The 22,398-nt window shown below is 47.4% G+C and carries 17 protein-coding genes and 1 riboswitch; of the genes, 4 read left to right on the top strand and 13 right to left on the bottom strand.

Annotation, left to right across the window (positions count from 1 at the left end; genetic code table 11):
- From thiS to GKG41_RS17640, 3 genes are all read right to left on the bottom strand, one after another.
- Complete coding sequence (thiS, locus tag GKG41_RS17630; RefSeq protein WP_072854069.1) at positions 1–195, bottom strand: sulfur carrier protein ThiS; 195 nt, start codon at positions 193–195, stop codon at positions 1–3.
- A gap of 12 nt (positions 196–207) precedes the next feature.
- Positions 208–1,521: a phosphomethylpyrimidine synthase ThiC gene (gene thiC, locus GKG41_RS17635; RefSeq protein ID WP_154261062.1), complete on the bottom strand. Its 1,314-nt coding sequence runs from the start codon at positions 1,519–1,521 to the stop codon at positions 208–210.
- Positions 1,522–1,676: 155 nt separating this feature from the next.
- Positions 1,677–1,782, bottom strand: a riboswitch (TPP riboswitch).
- 83 nt (positions 1,783–1,865) lie between these two features.
- Complete coding sequence (locus GKG41_RS17640) at positions 1,866–2,486, bottom strand: YigZ family protein (protein ID WP_154261064.1); 621 nt, start codon at positions 2,484–2,486, stop codon at positions 1,866–1,868.
- Positions 2,487–2,638: 152 nt separating this feature from the next.
- Here GKG41_RS17640 and GKG41_RS17645 point away from each other — a divergent pair, with 152 nt between their 5' ends.
- Complete coding sequence (locus GKG41_RS17645) at positions 2,639–5,287, top strand: PBP1A family penicillin-binding protein (RefSeq protein ID WP_154261066.1); 2,649 nt, start codon at positions 2,639–2,641, stop codon at positions 5,285–5,287.
- Positions 5,288–5,428: 141 nt separating this feature from the next.
- Here GKG41_RS17645 and GKG41_RS17650 read toward each other — a convergent pair whose 3' ends face one another.
- The 5 genes from GKG41_RS17650 to ftsH form a co-directional block, all read right to left on the bottom strand.
- Positions 5,429–6,376, bottom strand: coding sequence for an ROK family glucokinase (locus GKG41_RS17650; RefSeq protein WP_154261068.1), 948 nt, complete (start codon positions 6,374–6,376; stop codon positions 5,429–5,431).
- A gap of 3 nt (positions 6,377–6,379) precedes the next feature.
- The gene (gene hprK, locus GKG41_RS17655; RefSeq protein ID WP_072854059.1) at positions 6,380–7,312 is read right to left on the bottom strand and encodes an HPr(Ser) kinase/phosphatase; all 933 of its coding nucleotides are present in this window, start codon (positions 7,310–7,312) and stop codon (positions 6,380–6,382) included.
- A 72-nt stretch (positions 7,313–7,384) separates the two neighbouring features.
- Positions 7,385–9,250: an excinuclease ABC subunit UvrC gene (gene uvrC, locus GKG41_RS17660; RefSeq protein ID WP_154261070.1), complete on the bottom strand. Its 1,866-nt coding sequence runs from the start codon at positions 9,248–9,250 to the stop codon at positions 7,385–7,387.
- Positions 9,251–9,312: 62 nt separating this feature from the next.
- On the bottom strand, positions 9,313–10,299 hold the full coding sequence (locus GKG41_RS17665; protein WP_084068066.1) for an alpha/beta hydrolase: 987 nt from the start codon (positions 10,297–10,299) through the stop codon (positions 9,313–9,315).
- Positions 10,300–10,424: 125 nt separating this feature from the next.
- The gene (gene ftsH / locus GKG41_RS17670) at positions 10,425–12,527 is read right to left on the bottom strand and encodes an ATP-dependent zinc metalloprotease FtsH (RefSeq protein WP_154261072.1); all 2,103 of its coding nucleotides are present in this window, start codon (positions 12,525–12,527) and stop codon (positions 10,425–10,427) included.
- 237 nt (positions 12,528–12,764) lie between these two features.
- On the opposite strand from ftsH, the gene GKG41_RS17675 reads away from it, so the two are divergent.
- Both GKG41_RS17675 and GKG41_RS17680 read left to right on the top strand, forming a co-directional pair.
- Complete coding sequence (locus tag GKG41_RS17675; protein WP_072854053.1) at positions 12,765–14,243, top strand: DUF1846 domain-containing protein; 1,479 nt, start codon at positions 12,765–12,767, stop codon at positions 14,241–14,243.
- Positions 14,244–14,500: 257 nt separating this feature from the next.
- Positions 14,501–16,114 carry a CTP synthase gene (locus GKG41_RS17680; RefSeq protein ID WP_154261074.1) on the top strand — a complete coding sequence of 538 codons (1,614 nt, stop codon included), beginning with the start codon at positions 14,501–14,503 and terminating at the stop codon, positions 16,112–16,114.
- Between the two features lie 75 nt (positions 16,115–16,189).
- Here GKG41_RS17680 and galE read toward each other — a convergent pair whose 3' ends face one another.
- The 3 genes from galE to GKG41_RS17695 all read right to left on the bottom strand — a co-directional run bounded on the left by galE (position 16,190) and on the right by GKG41_RS17695 (position 19,373).
- Positions 16,190–17,203, bottom strand: coding sequence for a UDP-glucose 4-epimerase GalE (gene galE, locus GKG41_RS17685; RefSeq protein ID WP_154261076.1), 1,014 nt, complete (start codon positions 17,201–17,203; stop codon positions 16,190–16,192).
- A 125-nt stretch (positions 17,204–17,328) separates the two neighbouring features.
- Complete coding sequence (locus GKG41_RS17690; protein ID WP_154261132.1) at positions 17,329–18,432, bottom strand: aminoglycoside phosphotransferase family protein; 1,104 nt, start codon at positions 18,430–18,432, stop codon at positions 17,329–17,331.
- Positions 18,433–18,449: 17 nt separating this feature from the next.
- Complete coding sequence (locus tag GKG41_RS17695; protein WP_154261078.1) at positions 18,450–19,373, bottom strand: sugar phosphate nucleotidyltransferase; 924 nt, start codon at positions 19,371–19,373, stop codon at positions 18,450–18,452.
- 327 nt (positions 19,374–19,700) lie between these two features.
- On the opposite strand from GKG41_RS17695, the gene GKG41_RS17700 reads away from it, so the two are divergent.
- Positions 19,701–20,597, top strand: a complete 897-nt coding sequence (locus GKG41_RS17700) for an AraC family transcriptional regulator (protein WP_154261080.1) — start codon at positions 19,701–19,703, stop codon at positions 20,595–20,597.
- A 162-nt stretch (positions 20,598–20,759) separates the two neighbouring features.
- On the opposite strand, the gene GKG41_RS17705 is transcribed toward GKG41_RS17700, so the two are convergent.
- Both GKG41_RS17705 and GKG41_RS17710 read right to left on the bottom strand, forming a co-directional pair.
- Positions 20,760–21,461 (bottom strand): ABC transporter permease, encoded by a 702-nt coding sequence (locus tag GKG41_RS17705; protein WP_154261082.1) that lies wholly within the window; start codon positions 21,459–21,461, stop codon positions 20,760–20,762.
- Positions 21,454–22,374 carry an ABC transporter ATP-binding protein gene (locus GKG41_RS17710; protein ID WP_154261084.1) on the bottom strand — a complete coding sequence of 307 codons (921 nt, stop codon included), beginning with the start codon at positions 22,372–22,374 and terminating at the stop codon, positions 21,454–21,456. The genes GKG41_RS17705 and GKG41_RS17710 overlap by 8 nt, the downstream gene beginning before the upstream one ends.
- Between the last annotated feature and the right edge of the window lie 24 nt (positions 22,375–22,398).

Consider the following 22,398-nt stretch of genomic DNA (forward strand, 5'->3'; position numbering starts at 1 on the left):
TCAACCTCCGCCCACAAAGCTTACAATCTCAAGAGTGTCAGCTTCGGTGAGCACTACCTCACCGTATCTGCTCTTGGATATGATTTCATGGTTTCTCTCTACCGCAATTCTATCCAATGGATATTTGTGTTCCCGTAAGAACATTTCCAGTGTTATCCTCTCCTCAAGGGCTACGTCTTTTCCGTTCACTCTCATCCGGCCTCTCTCCTATCTCTCAGAACAGAATTCCACTTTTTTGCCTTCCAGTATCATGTTAGTGGTGCGTACAGCACACATCTTCCCGCACATGGAACAGGTATGTCTGTCTGCAGGGGGGGTGCTCTCAAAGTACTCTCTGGCCTTCTCTTTGTCAATTGCCAGGGCAAACATCTCTTCCCAGTCCATCTTATGTCTTGCCGCTGCCATCTTGTCATCCGCGGTTCTGGCCCCTTTTATCCCCTTTGCAATATCTGCTGCATGTGCTGCGATCCTGCTCGCCACAATTCCTTCTCTCACATCATTTACATCCGGCAGACGCAGGTGCTCTGCAGGAGTTACATAACAGAGGAAGTCCGCACCGCTGGCGGCTGCTATAGCTCCCCCGATGGCGGAAGTAATGTGATCATACCCTGGTGCAATATCCGTCACCAGAGGACCAAGCACATAGAAAGGAGCATTGTGACACAGACGTTTTTGTATCTTCATATTCGCGGCAATCTCATCCATAGCCATATGTCCGGGCCCCTCTACCAGTACCTGTACATCCTTTTCCCAGGCCCTTCTGGTGAGATCCCCGATTTCAATCAACTCTGCAATCTGTCCCGCATCCGATCCGTCCTCCAGACATCCCGGCCGGAGAGCATCCCCAAGGCTGATGGTGACATCATGTTCTCTCAAAATCTCCAGCACCTGGTCATAATACTCAAAGAAAGGATTTTCATTGCCTGTCATCTCCATCCATGCAAAGAGAAGAGAACCTCCCCTGGAAACAATATTCATCTTTCTGCCCTCCCGGCGGAAACTCTCCACAGCCCTGCGGTTCAGGCCCGCATGAATGGTGACAAAGTCCACGCCCTCTCTGGCATGGGCCTCCACCACGCTCAGAAAATCCTGTGCTGAGATCTCCAGCAAATCTTTGTCCAGATACCCGATGGCATCATACATAGGCACCGTCCCTATCATGGCAGTAGATTTTTCGATGAGTTTTTCTCTGAAATCATGGGTTTTTCCGTAATTGCTCAGATCCATAATGGATTCCACGCCAAAATCCAGCGCCATATCCACCTTCTTCATCTCCCGCTCATAGTCCTTGCTGTCTCCTGAGATTCCCAGATTAACATTAATCTTTGTCCGGAGTCCGGCGCCAACCCCTTCCGGAGACAGAGAAGTATGGTGGATATTAGAAGGCACTGCCACCTCCCCAGACGCCATTTTTCCCATAAGCTCCCTCAGATCCATTTGTTCTTTTTCAGCCACTGCTTTCATCTGCGGAGTTACAATTCCTTTTTTCGCCGCTTCCATCTGCGTGTAATATTCGCGCATTATCCTATCCTCCTTTATGTATTTCTTGAATAGCAAATGCGCCAGAACACGTTTCCAAACGGACACAAAAAAGGCAGGTATATTACTACCTGCCAGTCCATTGGGTCTTTATAAAATAAAAAAAGTTCACTAATAACTGTGAACATTCTGCCTTTTACTAAATTCCGAATGCTCCCTACCACAGTGTTAACTGTCAGGTTCAAAGGGTTAGACAGCCTCTTCTGTCATTCTCAACTACACTTAGTTCCCCTGCATCGCTATTCAATTGGTTTCATTATAATCATGAGTCCATCCGTTGTCAATCATTTCTCAAAAAAAAATATCCTATTCCGGAAGAAGGCGGGCTACGCCATCCCCTCCCAGATCTTTTCCATTCTGGCCTGCCCGCTGGTAGCCTCTGTAATCTCATACTTCAGTTCCTCAGCCATTTCAAAGGGGACCTGTACCTGAAGCCGCACCTGTTCCGTATATTCAGCATCCTTCACAGGCAGTCCTCTCTGCCCCAGCAGGTATTGAATTTTCCCGATCCCATTGTAGTCCGTCGCAATCTCCAGAAGTATGACATGACGCTTTATCACCACACTGCTGTTTTTCAATCCCTCCTGCACTGCTTTGGAATATGCTCTTACCAGGCCGCCGGTACCCAGCAGGGTTCCCCCAAAGTATCTGGTGACTACCACTGCCGTATCGTGAAGCTCCTCCCCCAGAAGCACATCCAGCATAGGCTTTCCAGCAGTCTGGCTGGGCTCCCCGTCATCGCTGCAGCGCATAGTTTCCCCGTGCGCTCCGATGACATAAGCATAACAATTGTGGGAGGCATTCCAGTATTTTTTTCTCATCTCCTCAAGAAAAGACAGCGCTTCTTCTTCTGATTTCACCGGGCGAACTGTAGCTATAAATCTTGATTTTTTCTCTACAATCTCTCCCTCTCCCCCAATTTCCACGATTTTATATTCGTTTCGCATAATATTCGTATCCTCTTTATAGTTTTGTAGTATCTTCGCCTTTATTTTAACATGTTTCTTAAGGATTTGGGAAGCAATTGTGAAGTTTTTAATTGGGGCTTTATTTCACAATTCTCTTTTGTTATAATGGATGGGAAAAGGAGGCAACATTCATGAACTTTGGAAAAAGAGCGACTTCCAAGAAACGCAATGCCCTAACCTCCCGTTCCACTATGGTAGGTAACAAAGCACACGTTTCTTTCCTTCGGGTTATATTTGCATCTCTGATTGCAGTTTTTGTCCTGTGCGCCTGTACAGGCTTCGGTGCTGTGAGGGGTCTGATTGACAATGCCCCTGAGATTTCCGATGTAAATATTATGCCCATTGGTGCTGCTACCTTCGTGTATGATACAGAGGGCAATCAGATTCAGAAATTAACTGCACCCAATTCGAATCGTATGCCTGTGACCATTGACCAGATTCCTCTGGATCTGCAACACGCCGTAGTTGCTATTGAGGATGAACGGTTTTATGAGCATAACGGAATCGATATCCGCGGTATTATCCGTGCAGGTGTTAAGGGTATCACTACAGGCCACTTTTCTGAGGGCGCCAGTACAATTACCCAGCAGTTATTAAAGAATAACGTATTCACCGGCTGGACACACGAGTCAACGGTAGAAAGATTCAAAAGAAAATTCCAGGAACAGTACCTTGCCATCCAGCTTGAGAAACAGCTGAAGGATAAAAATGTAATTCTGGAAAACTATTTAAACACAATTAACCTGGGCGCTGGTACCTACGGGGTACAGGCGGCATCTCACCGATATTTTGATAAAGATGTACAAGACCTGACCTTGTCTGAATGCACGGTTTTGGCAGGTATTACACAAAATCCGACCAAGTACAATCCAATCACGCATCCTGAGGACAATGCAGAGCGCCGGCAAAAAGTACTGAAAAACATGCTGGAACAGGGTTATATCACCCAGGAACAGCACGATGAGGTACTGGCTGACAATGTTTACGAGAGAATTCAGCAGACAGAGGCAGAGACAGCAGACGATAACTCTGTATACAGCTATTATATCGATGAATTGACCAAGCAGGTGATCCAGGATCTGCAGGATCAGAAGGGTTATACCTCCCAGCAGGCATACAATGCTCTGTACAGCGGCGGTCTTCAGATCTACTGTACACAGGACCAGAATATACAGCAGATCTGCGATGAGGAATACCAGGACCCTGATAATTTCCCGTCCGGGTCACAGGTGAGTCTGGACTATGCCCTTACCCTCAAGCATCCTAACGGAGAAGAGGAGAATTACAGCAAAGAAATGATGAAAGCCTACTTCCAGGAATCAGATTCTGACTTTACACTCCTCTTTGACAGCGAAGAAGATGCCCAGCCCTATATTGACTCATACAAAGAGCATCTTATGGCCGATGGCAGTACAGTGGTAGCTGAAAAGGCAATCTACACACCCCAGCCCCAGTCTTCGCTGGTAGTAATGGATCAGCATACAGGATATGTAAAAGCACTGGTTGGAGGCAGAGGGGAGAAAACTGCCAGCCTGACACTGAACCGGGCCACTAATACACTTAGGCAGCCAGGTTCTACCTTCAAAATAGTATCCACCTATGCCCCTGCTCTGGACGTCTGTGACAAGACACTGGCGAGCACTTATGAGGATGAACCGTTTGAATATGAGGGAGGCCGTCCGGTCAAGAACTGGCTGACCAATTCCTACGGGGGAACCACTACCATACGGGATGCTATCATTAATTCTGTCAACGTGGTGGCAGTCAAATGTCTAACAGAAATCACCCCGGAACTGGGTTATGAGTATCTGAAAAAATTCGGATTTACTACTATTTATGACTACAAGGAAATTAACGGCAAGATATACAGCGATGTCCGGCAGCCTCTGGCACTTGGAGGTATCACCCTTGGTGTGAGCAATCTTGAGCTGACCGCTGCCTACGCCGCCATTGCCAACGAGGGTACCTATACCAAACCAATTTTCTACACTAAGATTCTGGACAGCGACGGAAATACCGTCATTGACAATACACCTGAGACCACATCTGTAATCAAGCCAAGCACTGCTTATCTTCTCACAAGTGCGATGGAAGACGTGGTCAAAGAGGGTACAGGTACGCGTTTAAAATTATCCGGTATGCCTGTAGCAGGTAAAACAGGTACCACCTCCGGTTATAACGATGTTTGGTTTGCAGGCTATACGCCTTACTATACCTGCGCGGTATGGGCAGGCTATGATGATAATGAGAAGCTTCCGAAATCCGGAATCTACAGGTCCTATCACCAGACTTTATGGAAAAAAATTATGGGCAGAATTCATGAGGATCTGAAAGAAAAAGATTTTGAGATGCCCTCCACGGTGGAGAAAGAAACGGTATGTGCTACTACCGGGCTTCGTCCAAATGCCGGATGCCCGACTATCACAGAATATTTCGATAAGACAACACTTCCCACCAAGCGGTGCAACAAGCACAGCAATTACCGGAGAAGCGACGACTCAGAATCCAATAATGAATCTTCCGGCAGCAATCAGAGGGAGGAAAACACGAATAACACCACTCCTCCAACCACCGGAGAGAATCCTAACGGCAATAATACAAACAATAACCAGCCGGAAAATCCTAACGGCAATACCGGGGATCAGCCCGGAGGCAACACCGGACAGCCGGGTACTCCGGAAGAGCCGACAACGCCCACACCGCCCGTAGAAGGCGGAGATCAGCCCGGAGGCAATACCGGGGATCAGCCAGGCGGGGATACCCCACAGCCGGGCACCTGACAGAGCATAAGATCACATAAGGACATTGCGCTTACAAGCGCAATGTCCTTTGTTTTCTCGTATCCCCCGCATGGGGCTGCAAGACGCCCAAATTGCAGGATACAAATCCAGAGAGAAATTGGGGCCGGGTAGATATCACAATCAGCTCCCCACAGCATCCAGTATCAGCTTTGCGGCTCCCACAATACCCGCATCATTTCCCAGCTTTGCCAAAACCAGCGGAGTGTCCCTGCAGGCACTGAAGGCATATTTTTTATAACTCTTTTCAACAGCCTGTATCAATACATCCCCTGCCTTTGAAACACCTCCCCCGATAACAATGACCTCAGGGTCTACTACACAGGAAAAATTACCCAGTGCCCGTCCCAGGCAGTCGGCAAAGACAGAGACTATATCTGCCGCCAGCTGGTCTCCCTCTTTATAGGCGTCAAAGACTGCTTTGGCAGTAATCTCTTGTCCCCGAAGTACAGACATTTTTTCTGATTGGGCAAGCATCCTGCGGGCGATCCTGGCGATTCCCGTAGCCGACGCGGTCTGTTCCAGACACCCGTGGCCGCCGCAGTTGCACGCTTCTTCTTCGTTGGGATCCACACAGGCATGCCCAATCTCCCCTCCTGCACCGTGGGCACCTGCCACGATCCTGCCGTTTACGATAATTCCTCCGCCAACACCAGTTCCGAGAGTAACCAGAATCATGTTTCTGGCTCCTTCACCGCCGCCCTTCCACATCTCTCCCAGGGCAGCCACATTGGCATCATTTGCCGCTTTGACAGGGTATCCGGAAAGAGTCCTCAATTCTTCCTCTATACACTTTTGTCCCCAATGGAGATTAACCGCACAGGGAATCTCCCCTTTTTCATTCACCGGTCCGGGGACACCGATTCCTATACCAGCCACATCCTTTGCAGGGATGGAAGCATCCTTTGCCTTTCGAAGAATGGACTCTGCCACATCGGGCAGTATGTGCATTCCCCCTTCCTCTACACGGGTCTTAATCTCCCATTTGTCCAGTACCTTCCCACTGGTGTCAAATAGGCCGCACTTTATTGTAGTACCGCCTACGTCAATTCCAAAGCAATACTGTGCCATACATTAATCCTCCCTCTTTTTCGCAATATTCTCCTGTACCCGCTTGTACAGTTCCTTTGCCGCATTATATCCCATCTTTTTCTGTCTGTGGTTTACTGCAGCAGATTCAACTATCACAGCGAGATTTCTTCCCGGACGGATAGGAAGAGAATGGCACACTACCTTATTGCCCAGGAATTCTGTATATTCTTCCTCCAGCCCGAGTCTGTCATACTCTTTATCCTTACTCCATTCCTCCAGCTTAATTACCAGATCAATGGCCTGGGTATCCTTTACACTCTCTACGCCGAACAGGGTTTTTACATCTATAATTCCAATTCCCCTCAGCTCAATAAAATGCCTGGTAATATCCGGAGCCGAACCTACCAGTGTCACATCGCTGACACGCCGAATCTCCACAACATCGTCACTTACCAGACGGTGTCCTCTTTTAATCAGCTCCAGAGCAGCCTCGCTCTTACCTATCCCGCTCTCACCCATGATGAGAACGCCCTCTCCGTACACATCTACAAGCACACCGTGGACAGAGATACAAGGCGCAAGCTGAACATTCAGCCAGCGGATAATCTCCGCCATAAAATTAGAGGTTGTCTTATCTACCGTTAAGGTAGGTACCTGATACTTTTCAGCCAGCCGGAGCATATCCTCATCCGGATGTGTCATCGTGCTGAAAACCACACAGGGAATTTTGCTGGACACAAACCTTTCATAGGCGGCGACTTTTTCTTCCCGGGTAAGATGCTGAAGATATGTGTATTCCACGTATCCGATAATCTGTACCCTTTCATTCTCAAAATGCTCCAGATAACCTGTCAGCTGAAGTGCCGGCCGGTTAATATCCGGAAGGGTAATCCTTATCTCAGACATATCAATATCAGGGGTTGCATTATAAAGCCCCAGCTCCTGCACCATTTTCTTAAGTTCTACACCTTTCATATGTGCTCTCCTTTGCGATTTCTTAGATTTTATTCTACCACATACGATCTTTCACTTCAACAAATCCATCTGCTAATCTTCCCCTTCATGAAAAAATGCATACACCTGGCGTGCACTTCTTGCATTCATAGACGGCACCTTTTCCAGCTCCTCTAAGGATGCCTCCCTGATAGGTTCCAGCCCCTTGAAATACTTCATCAGCGCCTTTCTGCGGGCAGGCCCTACTCCCTCAATATCATCCAAGACAGAGTGAACCTGCCCCTTGCTTCTCAGCGACCGGTGATATTCAATGGCGAACCGATGGGCTTCATCCTGGATTCTGGTAATCAGTTTGAACCCTTCGCTGGACCGGTCAATTGGAATCTCTGCATTATTGAAATACAGCCCCCTTGTCCTGTGTTTGTCATCTTTTACCATTCCGCATACCGGGATCTCCAGACCCAGGCGGTTCAGAACATCCAGGGCAATATTTACCTGTCCTTTTCCCCCGTCCATCATAAGCAAATCCGGAAATTTAGTAAAGCTTCCGTATTCCCGTTCCAGATTTTTCTCCCTCTGTTCTTCCTGTTCATCCATCCCATGGGTAAACCGGCGGGTAAGTACCTCTTCCATACTGGCATAATCGTTGGCGCCCTTCACCCATTTGATTTTAAATTTCCTGTAATCACTGCGTTTTGGTTTTCCTTTTTCATAGACAATCATAGAGCCCACAGACTGAAATCCGCTGATATTAGAGATATCAAAAGCTTCTATCCGGTTTACATCCTGAAGTCCCAGCCATTGGGAGATCTCTTTGACTGCCCCTATGGTTCTTCCCTCTTCCCGCTTTATCTTTTCCCGATCCTGGCTTAAAACAAGCTGGGCATTCTGGGCCGCCAGCTCCACCAACTTTTCCTTTGTCCCCTTTTTGGGCACTTTCAGTCTTACCTTCTGGCCCCTCCGTTTGCCGAGCCATTCTTCTATGATTTCCTGATCCTCTATCTCTTCCTGAAGCATAATTTCCTTCGGAATATATGGCGTACCTGCATAAAACTGTTTCAGAAAGCTGGAGACCACCAAAGCTCTGCCGTCACCTTCTGCCACTTTAATATAAAAGTGATCTCTTCCGATTAGACGTCCGTCCCTGACAAAGAATACCTGGGCCACCGCGTCCTCTCCGTCCATAGCCACAGCGATTACATCCTTGTCGTCTCCATGCTGATCCGTAATCTTCTGACGCTCCTGAATCCTTCCTACGCTTTGGATCAGATCACGGTACTGGGCAGCGTCCTCAAAGTTCATCTCTTCTGCCGCCTGCTTCATCTTTTCTTCCAGCTCCCGGATTACCGGCTTACTGTTCCCTCCCAGAAAATCCAGAAGCTTCTCTACCTGTTTATGATATTCCTCCTTAGAAATATAGCCCTGGCAGGGGGCTTTGCACTGTTTAATATGGTAATACAGGCAGGGACGTTCCTTTCCGATATCCTTGGGGAGATTCCGGTTGCAGGACCTCAGATGATAAAGCTTTCTGGAAAGCTCCACTGCATCCTTCACCGCACCTGCACTGGTATAGGGGCCATAATACCGGCATTTATCCTTTTTCATCTGGTGAGAGAAAAGTACCCGGGGAAACTCTTCGTTCACGGTCACCTTGATAAAGGGATATCCCTTATCATCCTTAAGCATAGTGTTATATTTAGGCCGGTGCTCTTTGATGAGATTACACTCCAGGACCAGCGCCTCCAGCTCTGAATCTGTAATAATATACTCAAAACGCTCAATCTGCGTGACCATACGCTCAATTTTAGCGCCTTTGTTCCTGCTTGACTGAAAATACTGCCGCACCCGGTTTTTCAGACTGATGGCTTTTCCCACATATATAATTGCATCTTTCTTATCATGCATGATATAGACGCCGGGCTTTGCCGGCAGTTTTTTTAATTCCTCTTCCAAATCCATACTGCTCTCCTCTATCTGCCTGAAAGGCCTGCTTCCCGGAGGACACTGCCCGGGGAACCAGGTTATTCTCCTGCCGAAATATATTTATCTGTAAATGAAAATACGGTTCCGTAATATGCCTCCGGATCCTTGTCCTGAGACTGGGCATGCCCTGCACCCTCTACGATTAACAATTCTTTTTCCCCTCCAGCAGCCTGATACAGCTCTTCCGCCATTTCTGCAGGTATAAATGCATCTTCGTTCCCGTGTATAAACAACACCGGCAGGCTGGTTTTTTTGACCTGCTCCAGAGCAGACGCTTCCTTTATGTTGTAGCCTCCCCGCATCTGCAGAACCACATTGGCTGCATCCAGAAGGGGAAACGGCGGAAGGTGAAACCATTCCCTGAGCTGTTTCTTAAAGATGCTGTACACATCCGTGTATGCACAGTCAGAGACCACTGCCTTTACATTGTCGGGCATCTTCTCCCCCGCCATCATCAGTGCACAGGAGGCCCCCATAGACTGTCCGTGAATCACTATCTCTGCCTGAGGATCCTGACTCAATATGTAACGGATCCATATCATATTATCCGCCCTGTCCGTCCATCCCATACCGATAAAATCACCTTCGCTCTCTCCATGGCATCGCATATCCGGCGTGAGTACCTGATATCCTTTTAAGGCATATTCGCAGGCTATGGGATTCATCTCCTCTTTCCAGCCGGTGTACCCATGAAGCAGGAGCACCCACTTATGGCTCTTCTCCTTTTGATAAAATACTCTGGCCTTCAGTTTATAGCCGTCCGCCGACTCTGCCTCTAGCTCTGCCTGGGGTGCAGCCGACAGCCACACCTCCGTTTTACCGGAAGCTTTGGAGCGGTTTTCCTGTATATCATCTGTGTGCACCAGTGCCGCTACACTCTCTTCCGTAATATCCTCAAACGCCTGGGTCTTTTCCATAGAAGCCGGCACCAGAGCCACATCCACAAGTATATACGCTGCCGCAAAAAGTAATACAAGGAGAACCGCAAATACTATTCCTATTCTCTTTATCCACTTTTTCTTCATTTTGACTCTCTCTTAAGTCCTTTCTCCTCTGCCCGGTGCCTTACTTTTATCTCATCTTGACGCCTGGGCGGTACTGCTACCGACATTTAGAGCCGGAACATATATGCTCCGGCTCTTATGATATTTTAGTCTTCTGTGATTGTCTCTTTTTCCTCTGAGTTCGGGATATCTTCCTGTCTGACCTCCTGCGCCTGGTCCAGAGAAGCCTCTGGCTGTTCTTCTTCTGCAGGCTCCAAGAGCTCTGGCAAGACAGGCTCCTTATTTGTCGTTATCTCCGAATCCGGTGTTTCTACGTTCTCTTTACTTTCTCTCTGGAGGATACGGTACTCCTTATTCTCTTCCCCTTCAGGTTCAGGAATACCCTTGACCTCCCGGAAAATCTTCATGAACTCTTTCCCTGTTATGGTTTCTTTCTCAATCAGGAATTCCGCAATTTTATCCATTACCTCCCGGTTCTCCGCCAGCAGGCCTTTTGCCTCATCGTAAGACTTTTTAAGAAGCTCCATTACCTCATGGTCAATTTCCGTGGCAGTGGCATCTCCGCAGTTCAGAACCGCCCTTCCGTCCAGATATTGGCTCTGTACGTCTGCAAGTCCCATAAGTCCGAATCTTTCGGACATTCCATATTGGGTAATCATTGCCCTTGCCACCTTTGTGGCCTGCTCAATATCATTGGACGCCCCGGTAGTCACAGTATCAAAAACCAGTTCCTCCGCGGCACGGCCTGCCAGATATCCGACCAGCATAGCCTCCAGCTCTTTCTTGGTGTTCAGATACTTTTCCTCCTCCGGTACATGCATAACATACCCTAGAGCCCCCATGGTACGAGGCACAATGGTAATCTTCTGCACCGGTTCTGAATGCTTTTGCAGAGCGCTTACAAGCGCATGACCTACTTCGTGGTAAGAGACAATCTTTCGTTCCTCCTTGCTGAGGATTCTGTCCTTTTTCTCTTTTCCTACAAGCACCACTTCCACTGCTTCAAATAAATCCTTCTGAGATACCGCACGCCTTCCCTTTTTAACTGCCAGAATAGCCGCCTCATTAATCATATTCGCCAGGTCGGAACCAACCGCCCCTGAGGTAGCCAGAGCAATAGCATCCAAATCTACGGTTTCATCCAATGCCACATTCTTTGCATGTACTTTCAGGATATCAACCCGTCCTTTCAAGTCCGGACGGTCTACAATTACTCGTCGGTCAAAACGTCCCGGACGCAGAAGCGCAGGATCAAGTACCTCCGGACGATTGGTTGCAGCCAGTATCAAAAGCCCTTTGGACGTGTCAAAACCATCCATCTCAGCCAAAAGCTGGTTCAGGGTCTGCTCCCGCTCGTCATTTCCGCCTCCGTAACGGCTGTCACGGCTTTTACCGATGGCGTCCACCTCATCAATAAAAATGATGCAGGGAGCGTTCTTCTTTGCCTCCTCAAACAAGTCACGGACACGGGAAGCTCCCACTCCCACGAACATTTCCACAAAGTCAGAACCTGACAGTGAGAAAAACGGAACGTGTGCCTCCCCGGCTACTGCCTTTGCCAGCAGTGTCTTACCGGTACCCGGAGGTCCCACAAGAAGGGCGCCCTTGGGAAGCTTTGCCCCGATAGCCGTATATTTTCCCGGATTATGGAGAAAATCTACTACTTCCTGGAGAGATTCTTTCGCCTCGTCCTGCCCCGCCACATCCTTGAACGTAACGCCTGTCTCCTTCTGCACATATGCTTTTGCTTTACTCTTTCCTACGCCGCCCATCATGCCGCCGCCTTTGTTCATCCGGCGCATGAAGAAGTTAAGTACGAGCAATAATAATACAAAAGGAATGATAAAGCTCAGGATACTGTACAGTATGGTAGATGCCGGATCCGGGGGCTTCTTGGAAAACTCCGCATCGCATTTTGCCAGACGTTCCGTAAGAGCTGTTTCATCTTCCATCAAAGTCGTGTAGTAGGTAACCTCAAGGTTAGGATTCGACTGCTTCTTGGGAATGATGGTCAGAGTGTCTGATTTCAATTGTACTTTGCTGATCTCGTTTTTATCCACCATAGAAATAAACTCATTATATGAGATTTCTCTGGAGGTGAGATCCTTCTGCATGCTGCCGAAGAAACTCATACATGCCAAACTAATAAGAATACAAATCAGGAGCATCAGCAACGTCTGTCTATTCTTCGGTCCGCCTGGTCCGTTATTCCTGTTATTTTTAGGATTCTGATTATTATTTTGGTCCATTTCCTTCCTCCTCATTCTTGTCTCTTCTATTATAAGGACAGACCGGCTATAAATCAATAACCAGATTGTGAAAAAGAAGACACTTTTCTTAAACTTTTCTAAAATCCAATGAAAATCGACATCTATTTTTTCCGTAATGGGTAGAAAAAACAATCTAACCTGTAGTATACTAAAATCTGAGGCATTTATGCCTGCTACTTTTATAATATCTTAGGGAGACAGAGGTTAAAAAAGCAAATGAAAATTGGATTTGATAACCAAAAATACCTGGATATGCAGTCTGCACATATCCGTGAAAGAATTAATCAGTTTGACAACAAATTATATCTGGAATTCGGCGGAAAGCTTTTTGATGACTATCATGCCGCCAGAGTCCTTCCCGGTTTTGCACCTGACAGCAAGCTCCGCCTGCTGATGCAGCTCTCAGACCAGGCGGAACTGGTGATTGTGATAAGCGCCGGGGATATTGAGAAAAATAAAATCAGGGGGGATTTAGGAATTACCTATGATTCCGATGTGCTGCGCCTGATGGATGCCTTCAAAGAAAAAGGCCTGTATGTGGGCAGCGTTGTAATCACCCAGTATCAGGGGCAGAACAGCGCCAATCTCTTCAAGATGCGTCTGGAGAAGCTGGGTATTCGGGTATATATCCACTATTCTATTGAGGGCTATCCAAGTAATATACCGTTAATCGTAAGTGACGACGGGTACGGCAAAAATGAATATATCGAGACTACCCGTCCTCTGGTAGTCATCACTGCCCCAGGTCCGGGAAGCGGTAAGATGGCGACCTGCCTGTCCCAGCTCTATCACGAGCACAAACGGGGCATCCATGCAGGATACGCCAAGTTTGAGACCTTTCCCATCTGGAACATTCCTCTGAAGCATCCTGTGAATATGGCCTATGAGGCTGCAACTGCGGATCTCAATGACGTCAATATGATTGATCCCTTCCATCTGGAAGCTTACAATAAAACAGCCGTTAATTATAACAGGGATGTAGAAATTTTTCCTGTACTCAACGCCATATTTGAAAAAATTTACGGTTCCAGTCCCTACAAGTCCCCCACGGACATGGGCGTCAATATGGCCGGAAACTGCATTTCCGACGATGAGGTCTGCAGGGAAGCCTCCTGCCAGGAAATTATCCGGCGCTATTATCAGGCTTTGAACGGTCTGGCTGACGGCACCCGTCTGGAAGAAGAAGCCTTTAAAATCGAGCTTCTTATGAAACAGGCCCATATTACCACGGATGACAGAAAAGTGGTGGCTGTGGCCGTGGAACACGCAAAGGAAACTGGTGCACCTGCTGCCGCCCTGGAGCTGGCCGACGGACGCATCATCACTGGTAAGACTTCTAATCTTCTGGGGGCTTCCGCTGCTCTTCTGCTGAATGTGCTAAAAGAACTGGCCGGCATTGATCATAAGGTTCACGTGATTTCCCCTGCTGCCATAGAACCCATTCAAAAGCTTAAGACAAAATATCTGGGAAGCCGGAACCCCCGCCTTCATACCGACGAAGTCCTTATCGCCCTGTCCATCAGTGCGGCGACTGATTCCAATGCAGAGCTGGCATTAGAGCAGCTTCCAAAGTTAAAGGACTGCCAGGCCCATACTTCCGTTATGTTGTCGGATGTAGATTTAAAAGAATTTAAAAAGCTGTCTGTGCAGCTGACTTCAGAGGCAAAATACGAGAACAAACGGATCTACCACTAAAACTACCAGAAAGCAGCAGCGTTTTGGTAATTGTCTGACTTTAATTTTTTTACCAAAAGCACTTGTTTTTTCCTGCACATGTGTTGTATAATTTTTTCCGTTATTTTAAAATTTAAAAGCATTCACTAGGACAATGGAGTCCCGGCAATTTGCTGAAACAGCCGTTCATCTGCGAGGGCAGCATGACAGGCTTTTCAGCTGCCGGGACTTCTCTGATTGAAAGCCCCAAAGGGGCCGTCTTCCAAAGGAGGGAAATCATGCCAGTAAAGTACGTATTTGTAACCGGCGGGGTAGTATCCGGTCTGGGAAAAGGAATCACTGCAGCATCTCTGGGACGTCTGCTGAAAGCCCGGGGCTACAAAGTCACCATGCAGAAATTTGATCCTTACATTAATATGGATCCGGGAACTATGAATCCCATGCAGCACGGGGAGGTTTTTGTCACCGATGACGGTGCGGAGACTGATTTGGATCTGGGCCACTACGAACGTTTTATTGACGAGAGTCTGGATAAAAATTCCAACGTGACAACAGGTAAGATCTATTGGTCCGTCCTGCAGAAAGAACGCCGGGGGGATTTCGGGGGCGGCACGGTCCAGGTAATTCCCCACATTACCAATGAAATCAAAAGCAGGTTTTACCGCAATTATACCTCTGAAGAGACCAGAATTGCTATCATTGAAGTGGGCGGCACGGTGGGGGACATTGAAAGCCAGCCTTTTCTGGAGGCAATCCGGCAGTTTCAGCACGATGTGGGGCGGGAGAATGCCATCCTAATCCACGTCACTCTGATTCCGTATCTGAAGGCTTCCGGCGAGATGAAAACGAAACCCACGCAGGCCAGTGTTAAAGAGCTTCAGGGTATGGGAATCCGCCCTGACATTATCGTCTGCCGCTCCGAACGTCCGCTGGACCAGGGAATTAAAGATAAAATTGCCCTGTTCTGCAACGTTCCAAGCAGTCATGTCCTGCAAAATCTGGATGTAGAATACCTATACGAAGCTCCCCTTGCCATGGAAAGAGAAAATCTGGCGCAGGTGGCCTGCGAGTGCCTCAATCTGGAGTGTCCCCAGCCGGATCTCGCTGACTGGAAAGGAATGGTTGAGGCTCTGCGCCATCCCACCAAGGAAGTCACCATCGCCCTGGTGGGAAAATACATCCAGCTCCACGATGCCTACCTCAGTGTGGTAGAAGCCCTCAAGCATGGAGGAATCGCCAGTCACGCCACCATAAATCTGAAATGGGTGGATTCCGAGGAAATTACGCCCGAAAATGCAGAAGCCTTTCTATCCGAAGCGGACGGAATCCTGGTTCCCGGGGGCTTTGGAGACCGGGGTGTTGAGGGCAAAATCACGGCAATCCGCTATGCCAGAGAACACAAGGTACCGTTTCTGGGCCTCTGCCTGGGCATGCAGCTGTCCATCGTGGAATATGCCCGCAATGTGGCGGGCTATTCAGACGCACACAGCATAGAACTGGATCCCAATACAGTACATCCTGTCATAGACTTAATGCCGGATCAGAATGGGATTGAGGACATCGGCGGTACACTCCGTCTGGGGGCTTATCCCTGTGTCCTGGACAAATCCTCAAAAGCCTTTGAGCTTTACGGGGAAGAAACCATATATGAACGCCACCGCCACCGCTATGAGGTGAATAACGATTACCGGAGCGAATTGACCAAATACGGGATGACCCTCTCCGGTATCTCCCCGGACGGCAGAATTGTCGAGATGATAGAGCTGAAAGATCACCCCTTCTTTCTCGGGACCCAGGCTCATCCGGAACTGAAATCCCGGCCCAACAGGCCCCATCCCTTATTCCGCGGGTTTGTTGAGGCGTCTGTGGACAGAAAGGAGCAGAAACCGTAATATTCTTTGCCGGATATGCAAAAGACGCCGGGGAACAGAAGTTTACCTTCTGCCCAGGCGTCTTATAGTTTCTTTTTATCTGTATCCGTCAGGATTCATTGACTGCCATTTCCAGGAATCCCGGCACATTTCTTCGATTCCTCTCTTGGCCTCCCAGCCCAGTTCTTCTTTGGCTTTTGCGGCGTCTGCATAGCAGGTAGGAATATCGCCGGCACGCCTTGGCTTAATCTGATACGGTATTTTCTTACCGCAGGCTTTTTCATAAGCCTTCACCACATCCAGTACGCTGTACCCGATTCCGGTTCCCAGATTGTATATCATGACTCCTTTAGCAGTTTCCAGCTTCTGGATTGCCTTTACATGGCCTGCTGCCAGATCAACCACATGAATATAGTCTCTTACCCCTGTTCCGTCCGGTGTGGGATAGTCATCTCCGAAGACACCCAGACATTCCAGTTTGCCCACAGCCACCTGAGCAATGTAAGGTACCAGGTTGTTGGGAATTCCCTTGGGATCTTCACCGATAAGGCCGCTTTCATGGGCCCCGATCGGATTAAAATACCGGAGCAGAATTACATTCCATTCCGGATCGCCTACATGCAGGTCCGTGAGAATTTGTTCCAGCATTCCTTTGGTCTGCCCGTATGGATTGGTGATCTTACCCTTGGGGCACTCTTCTGTTATGGGAACAAATGCAGGATCGCCGTATACAGTAGCGGAGGAGCTGAAGACAATATTCTTACAGCCGTGGTTTCTCATTACATCGCACAGCAGCAGGGTTCCAGTAATATTATTGTGATAATATTCCAGAGGCTTGGACACGGATTCTCCCACCGCTTTTAGTCCTGCAAAATGGATGACAGAATCAATTGATTCACTGTCAAAAACTGCTTCAATATCCGGGCGGTTCAGCAAATCGCCTTCATAAAATTTAACTTTTTTTCCTGTGATTTGCTCCACTCTGTCAAGAGCTTTTGCACTGGAATTATAAAGATTATCCATCACAACTACTTCGTACCCCTGATTCAACAGCTCTACGCAAGTATGACTTCCGATATAGCCTGCACCGCCGGTTACTAATATTGCCATAATAAACTCCTCCTTCATCTGCAGTTTTATAGATTGTCTCTTAATTTCTTACTCATTCTATCACGGATAGGTAAGAATAACAACTGAATCCGAATATTTATTTTATTAAATTTGTTTTAAAACATTTATACTGTTTTTATTTTTGCATAGTTTGCTATAATCTCGTACATCTGCTGCTTTTTCTGTTCCATATCTGCCACCAGTTTAAACTGCGTCCTGCAGCGGTCCAGATTTTGTCCCTCTCTGTGCGTCTTAAAGTACGTATCCCCGGACAGATAATCTGTCAGAAACCGGATGCCGCATTCATAAGTCATGGTAATAGCACCATCCGGCAGCATGCATATCTCCTCCTGAGTGAGACTCCCTCCGCACCCTTCCAGGAACCCTTTGGTGTAAGCCTCAAAAAGCTCCAGACTGCACCAAATTTTCGAGAGATCCCGCTCGTCCTCTGCACCAGTGCTGGCACCAAAACGGATAGAATCCCCAAAATCATTCACTGCCAGTCCCGGCATAACAGTATCCAGATCAATCACACAGATTCCTTTTCCTGTAGCGTTGTCCATCATAATGTTATTCAGTTTTGTATCGTTATGGGTAACACGCAGGGGGAGCTCCCTGCTTTTCTGCATTCTGCACAGCGTGTGAGCAAGGCTTTCCCTGGACAGTGCAAATGCAATCTCATCTTTCACTTTATCTGCTCTTTTGCACACATCTTCCCGGATTGCCTTCTGAAGTGTTAAAAAACGCTCCTCTGTATTATGGAAATCTTTGATTGTCTCATGCAGGGTCTTGGCAGGATAATCCGCAAGAAGCCTCTGAAAATGGCCGAACGCCAGGGCACTCTCATAAAAGTCTTCCGGCTTCTCCACCTGGTTATAGCAGACCGCATCTTCGATAAAAAGATACGCCCGCCAGTAATCTCCTGCGGAATCTCTGTAATAACAGTTTCCGTCTGCTGCCGGTACAAGGTTCAGTGTCTCTCTCTCGGGATCCCCCCCATTGGCAATAATCTTCCCCCGCAGCCAGGTTGTCACTCCAACAATATTCTCCATCAGCTCTACCGGCCTCAGAAAAATATCTTTATTCATCCTCTGCAGGATAAACCTTCTGGGTTTCCCTGTCTCCCCCTCAAAGGTAAGGCGGAACGTATCATTGATGTGCCCGCTGCCATAGGGTATCTCCTCTTTCAGATGTTCCGGAAAGCGGAAATGTTGTATTACCTCTTGCATAATCTCCTGATCCACGTCTACTCCTCCCAAAGCTTCTCCGGATAAAGGCCCTTTGCTTTCATATTTTTAATAGCCTCTACCACTACCTCTTTATCTTCTTTATACGTAACTCCATACCATTTATCAGAGGATTTCAGTACCTCAACGGTTGCTTTTTTCTCTTCCAGAAGCTCTCCCACAACAGATGGAAGGAAGAATTCGGCTTTCATGGGATTCTCTTTCAGATTCTTTTCCAGGAATACTGGAAAACGTTCCTTTAACTCTTTTAACATACTTTGAGTAAATCCCCACATATTCATGGATACTGTACTTCCCTCCGGCAGCGGCACCCAGGTGGCCCCGTCATCTTCTGTATAAGCAGCCTGACCGTCTCTCTTTTCAATTCTGGTGCGTTCCCGAATCCCAACCAAATATCCATGTTCGTCTGTCTCACATACCCCCCTGGCCACATGGCCATTCTCAGTAAGTGTATTTTCCAGAATATATCCCACCATGGTATAACGGTACTTATCATCATCTTCATGGGTGGAGAGATAGTCAAAAATAGCCTGGAACGCATGCCGTCCATAGTAGTCATCCGCATTGATAACTGCAAAAGGTCCATCCACTGTATCTGCACAGGAAAGCACTGCATGGCCGGTTCCAAAAGGCTTCACCCTTCCTTCTGGGACCTGGTATCCGCCGGGAATATTCGTCAGTTCCTGATACACATAGGAAACCTCCATATACTTGCCCATTCTGTCCCCAATACTTTCCCTGAAGTCCGCCTCATTTTCTTTTTTTATAATAAAAACTACTTTGTCAAATCCTGCTTTTTTGGCATCATACAGGGAGAAGTCCATGATAATATGCCCCTGGGCGTCCACCGGATCGATCTGCTTTAATCCGCCGTACCGGCTTCCCATACCTGCTGCCATGATTACTAATACTGGTTTTTTCATATGCTCCAACCTCCATTGATTCTGTTTCCTTTATTGTATACCTGTTAGCTCCGGGACGTCCAAGACAGGTGCGCTTCAGCGACTCTGCGGTCTTGCGCCGGCTTTTGAACATCCTCTAGAGTTTATCACATTTAATAGGTACCACGCAACAAAAGCCCGCCCAAGACGCCGGCTGCCTTCCGCTGCATAAGATAGTATAATACGCTTAACGCAAAAATGCTTTATACGATATATTCACAAAATTGTACGATTGGTTCTCCTTTTAATTGTCTTTTATAGTAAGATAGACTATACTTATACTATATTTAAAACTATAGGGAGGTCTTTATGCCATTCGAAGCACTTAATCTGAGGGAAGAGCTGTCTGTACACAATATAGTTACCATTCATTACTTTGAATATATGAATACTTTTGATTTTCCTGGAGAGTCCCATGACTTCTGGGAGCTTGTGTGTGTAGATAAAGGAGAAGTGATTATCACGGCAGATGAAATTCCCTATATTCTAAAGCGGGGGCAGATATTTTTCCATGCACCCAATCAGTTTCACTCCCTGAGAGCAAACGGCCGGACCGCACCCAATCTGGTGGTGATCTCCTTTCACTGCAAAGCCGCATGCATGGAATTTTTCAGGGACAGGGTAATGGATATTACGGAGACAGAACGGACACTGCTGGCCAGCATCATTTCCGAAGCCAGGAATTGTATCTGTCCGCCCTTTGACAACCCATATACGGAAAAAATGCAGCGTCTGGAGGATCCGGTATTCGGGGCCGAACAGTTGATCAAACTCTATATGGAACAGATGCTGCTTCTGATGATACGCCGGGGAGAGCAAAGTTCCCTCGGGGACGCCCATCCGGTAAAGTCTGTTACCCAGCACAATGAATCTATGCTCTATCAGAGAGTGGTCAATTACCTGGATGAACATATCCGGGAGCATATGACCATCGAAAAGATCTGCAAGGCAAACCTCATCGGAAGGTCCCAGCTCCAGAAACTTTTCCGGGAGCGGAACCACTGCGGGGTTATTTACTATTTTTCCTGCCGCAAAATCGAACTGGCCAAGGAGCTTATACGGGAAAACCATCACAACTTTACACAGATATCCGATGATCTGGGGTATACCTCTGTACATTATTTTTCCAGACAGTTTAAAAAAATTGCCGGGATGACCCCTTCTGAATATGCATCCTCCATAAAAGGACTGGCAGAGCGCAGATGAGCTGTTTTATTATAATATTAACAAAAAGACCTTGCATAATAACGGATTTCAGAGTTATTACGCAAAGTCTTTTTTCATTATGCTTCTTTTACCTTCTTGTAAACAGTAATCGCCACGTCCGGACATACCGTTTAACATATCCCGCAGCTGTATTACAGCCTTTTATATCACATCTCTCTTATCGATATCCCGGTAGGATACGTAGGCAATGGCCAGCCCTAGGATACACAATCCGGCAGGAACCATACTGATGGAAAACAGGGACAACTGCCCCTGATCCCCTCCGAAGGAAGAGTTCACCAGACAATTGATCACCACCCCCGCTACAATCGTAGCCGTCACTGACTTCCTGCGCATTCCAAAATAGAGGGGAATCATGCTAAGTCCCGCAGTTGCTCCGGCACTGAACACTGCACCCGAAAGCCTTCCCATTATCTGCATCAGCGTGATGGGCTCTGTAACAATAGTAATCCAGCGATTTGCAAGAAACATCCCTATGCCAAAAATAATTTCAGATAGCAGTATAGTTATAAAGGTAAATCCGAAAACAATACAGAGCTTGCATCCCATTATTCTCTTTCTGGATATAGGGTAAGAGAAAAGGTTCTGAATCGTACCCTCCTTATATTCCCCAATCACAACATTTCCCAGCATTACGCCGCCGAAAATGCCATAAGAAATCCGGCAGAGAATTTCTCCGAAGGCCAGCATCTGGGAAGCATTGTCAAACATCCTCTCTCCCTCGTCAATAATGGAGCCTGTCAGGATAGTAAAAGCCAGTATAGACGCTGCAATAATCACAAACGCTCTCACAATACTGCTTACTTTTATTTTAGCAAATTCCAGTTTCATTAATTTAAGCATGTTCTCCCCCTCCTATCACAGTGTCCATAAAATAATCCTCCAGGGAATCATTTTTACATGACATGTTGAGAATTCCAATGTTTTCCTGCACCAAAGCCCTGGTGATCAGCGTCTGGTCCTCTATCCCATAAACTCTGAGGCCGGACGGAGAGATCACTCTGAAGTTCAGCTCAGGGAATCTGTGATCCAGTACAGTAGCTGCCTTCTGCACATCATCCAACTCCAGCTCTATATACTGTACGGCATCTTTTCTGATCTCCTTCATAGATACCTCCCTGAGCAGACGTCCTTTGTCAAGCACCCCTATCTCATCCGCAATCTGTTCAATCTCTGTAATAATATGACTGGAGATTAATATGGTTGCGCCGCAGTTGTCCCGCAGGCTCACCAGCAGTTCTCTCATCTGACGGATTCCCATAGGATCCAGACCATTAATCGGCTCATCAAGAATAAGCAGGCGGGGGCGTGTAACGATTGCCCTGGCAATCCCCAGCCGCTGCTTCATACCCAGAGAAAACTCCGATACCACTTTATTCCGGCAAGAGGACAGCCCCACCATCTCCAGCGTCTCCTCCATTTTTTTCTGATCATAATACCCCATATATGCACAGTGGAGCTTCATATTCTCCCAGGCAGACAGCCTGCTGTAGAAGACTGGTGTCTCTATGATACTGCCAATCTGTCTGAGATAAGCGACGGACTGATTTTGCACTGGTTCCTGAAAGACATGGATATTACCCATAGTAGGTTTTACCAGGTTCAAAATCATCTTCATAATAGTGGTTTTGCCGGCTCCATTAGGACCCAGAAAACCGTATATTTCTCCCTCCTGTACATGCATGGATACATTGCTCACTACTTCTGCATCCCTATACTGTTTTGTCACACCTTCTAATACAATTATATCTGACATAGCAGCTCCCTCTTTTTTCTTATT

This window comes from Lactonifactor sp. BIOML-A5 (assembly GCF_009677585.1).
Classification (GTDB): Bacteria; Bacillota; Clostridia; order Lachnospirales; family Lachnospiraceae; genus Lactonifactor.

Bases quoted from the DNA above. Each gene is read 5' to 3' on its own strand.
- thiS (WP_072854069.1), bottom strand. From the start codon at position 195: ATGAGAGTGAACGGAAAAGACGTAGCCCTTGAGGAGAGGATAACACTG.
- thiC (WP_154261062.1), bottom strand. From the start codon at position 1,521: ATGCGCGAATATTACACGCAGATGGAAGCGGCGAAAAAAGGAATTGTA.
- GKG41_RS17640 (WP_154261064.1), bottom strand. From the start codon at position 2,486: ATGCGAAACGAATATAAAATCGTGGAAATTGGGGGAGAGGGAGAGATT.
- GKG41_RS17645 (WP_154261066.1), top strand. From the start codon at position 2,639: ATGAACTTTGGAAAAAGAGCGACTTCCAAGAAACGCAATGCCCTAACC.
- GKG41_RS17650 (WP_154261068.1), bottom strand. From the start codon at position 6,376: ATGGCACAGTATTGCTTTGGAATTGACGTAGGCGGTACTACAATAAAG.
- hprK (WP_072854059.1), bottom strand. From the start codon at position 7,312: ATGAAAGGTGTAGAACTTAAGAAAATGGTGCAGGAGCTGGGGCTTTAT.
- uvrC (WP_154261070.1), bottom strand. From the start codon at position 9,250: ATGGATTTGGAAGAGGAATTAAAAAAACTGCCGGCAAAGCCCGGCGTC.
- GKG41_RS17665 (WP_084068066.1), bottom strand. From the start codon at position 10,299: ATGAAGAAAAAGTGGATAAAGAGAATAGGAATAGTATTTGCGGTTCTC.
- ftsH (WP_154261072.1), bottom strand. From the start codon at position 12,527: ATGGACCAAAATAATAATCAGAATCCTAAAAATAACAGGAATAACGGA.
- GKG41_RS17675 (WP_072854053.1), top strand. From the start codon at position 12,765: ATGAAAATTGGATTTGATAACCAAAAATACCTGGATATGCAGTCTGCA.
- GKG41_RS17680 (WP_154261074.1), top strand. From the start codon at position 14,501: ATGCCAGTAAAGTACGTATTTGTAACCGGCGGGGTAGTATCCGGTCTG.
- galE (WP_154261076.1), bottom strand. From the start codon at position 17,203: ATGGCAATATTAGTAACCGGCGGTGCAGGCTATATCGGAAGTCATACT.
- GKG41_RS17690 (WP_154261132.1), bottom strand. From the start codon at position 18,432: ATGCAAGAGGTAATACAACATTTCCGCTTTCCGGAACATCTGAAAGAG.
- GKG41_RS17695 (WP_154261078.1), bottom strand. From the start codon at position 19,373: ATGAAAAAACCAGTATTAGTAATCATGGCAGCAGGTATGGGAAGCCGG.
- GKG41_RS17700 (WP_154261080.1), top strand. From the start codon at position 19,701: ATGCCATTCGAAGCACTTAATCTGAGGGAAGAGCTGTCTGTACACAAT.
- GKG41_RS17705 (WP_154261082.1), bottom strand. From the start codon at position 21,461: ATGCTTAAATTAATGAAACTGGAATTTGCTAAAATAAAAGTAAGCAGT.
- GKG41_RS17710 (WP_154261084.1), bottom strand. From the start codon at position 22,374: ATGTCAGATATAATTGTATTAGAAGGTGTGACAAAACAGTATAGGGAT.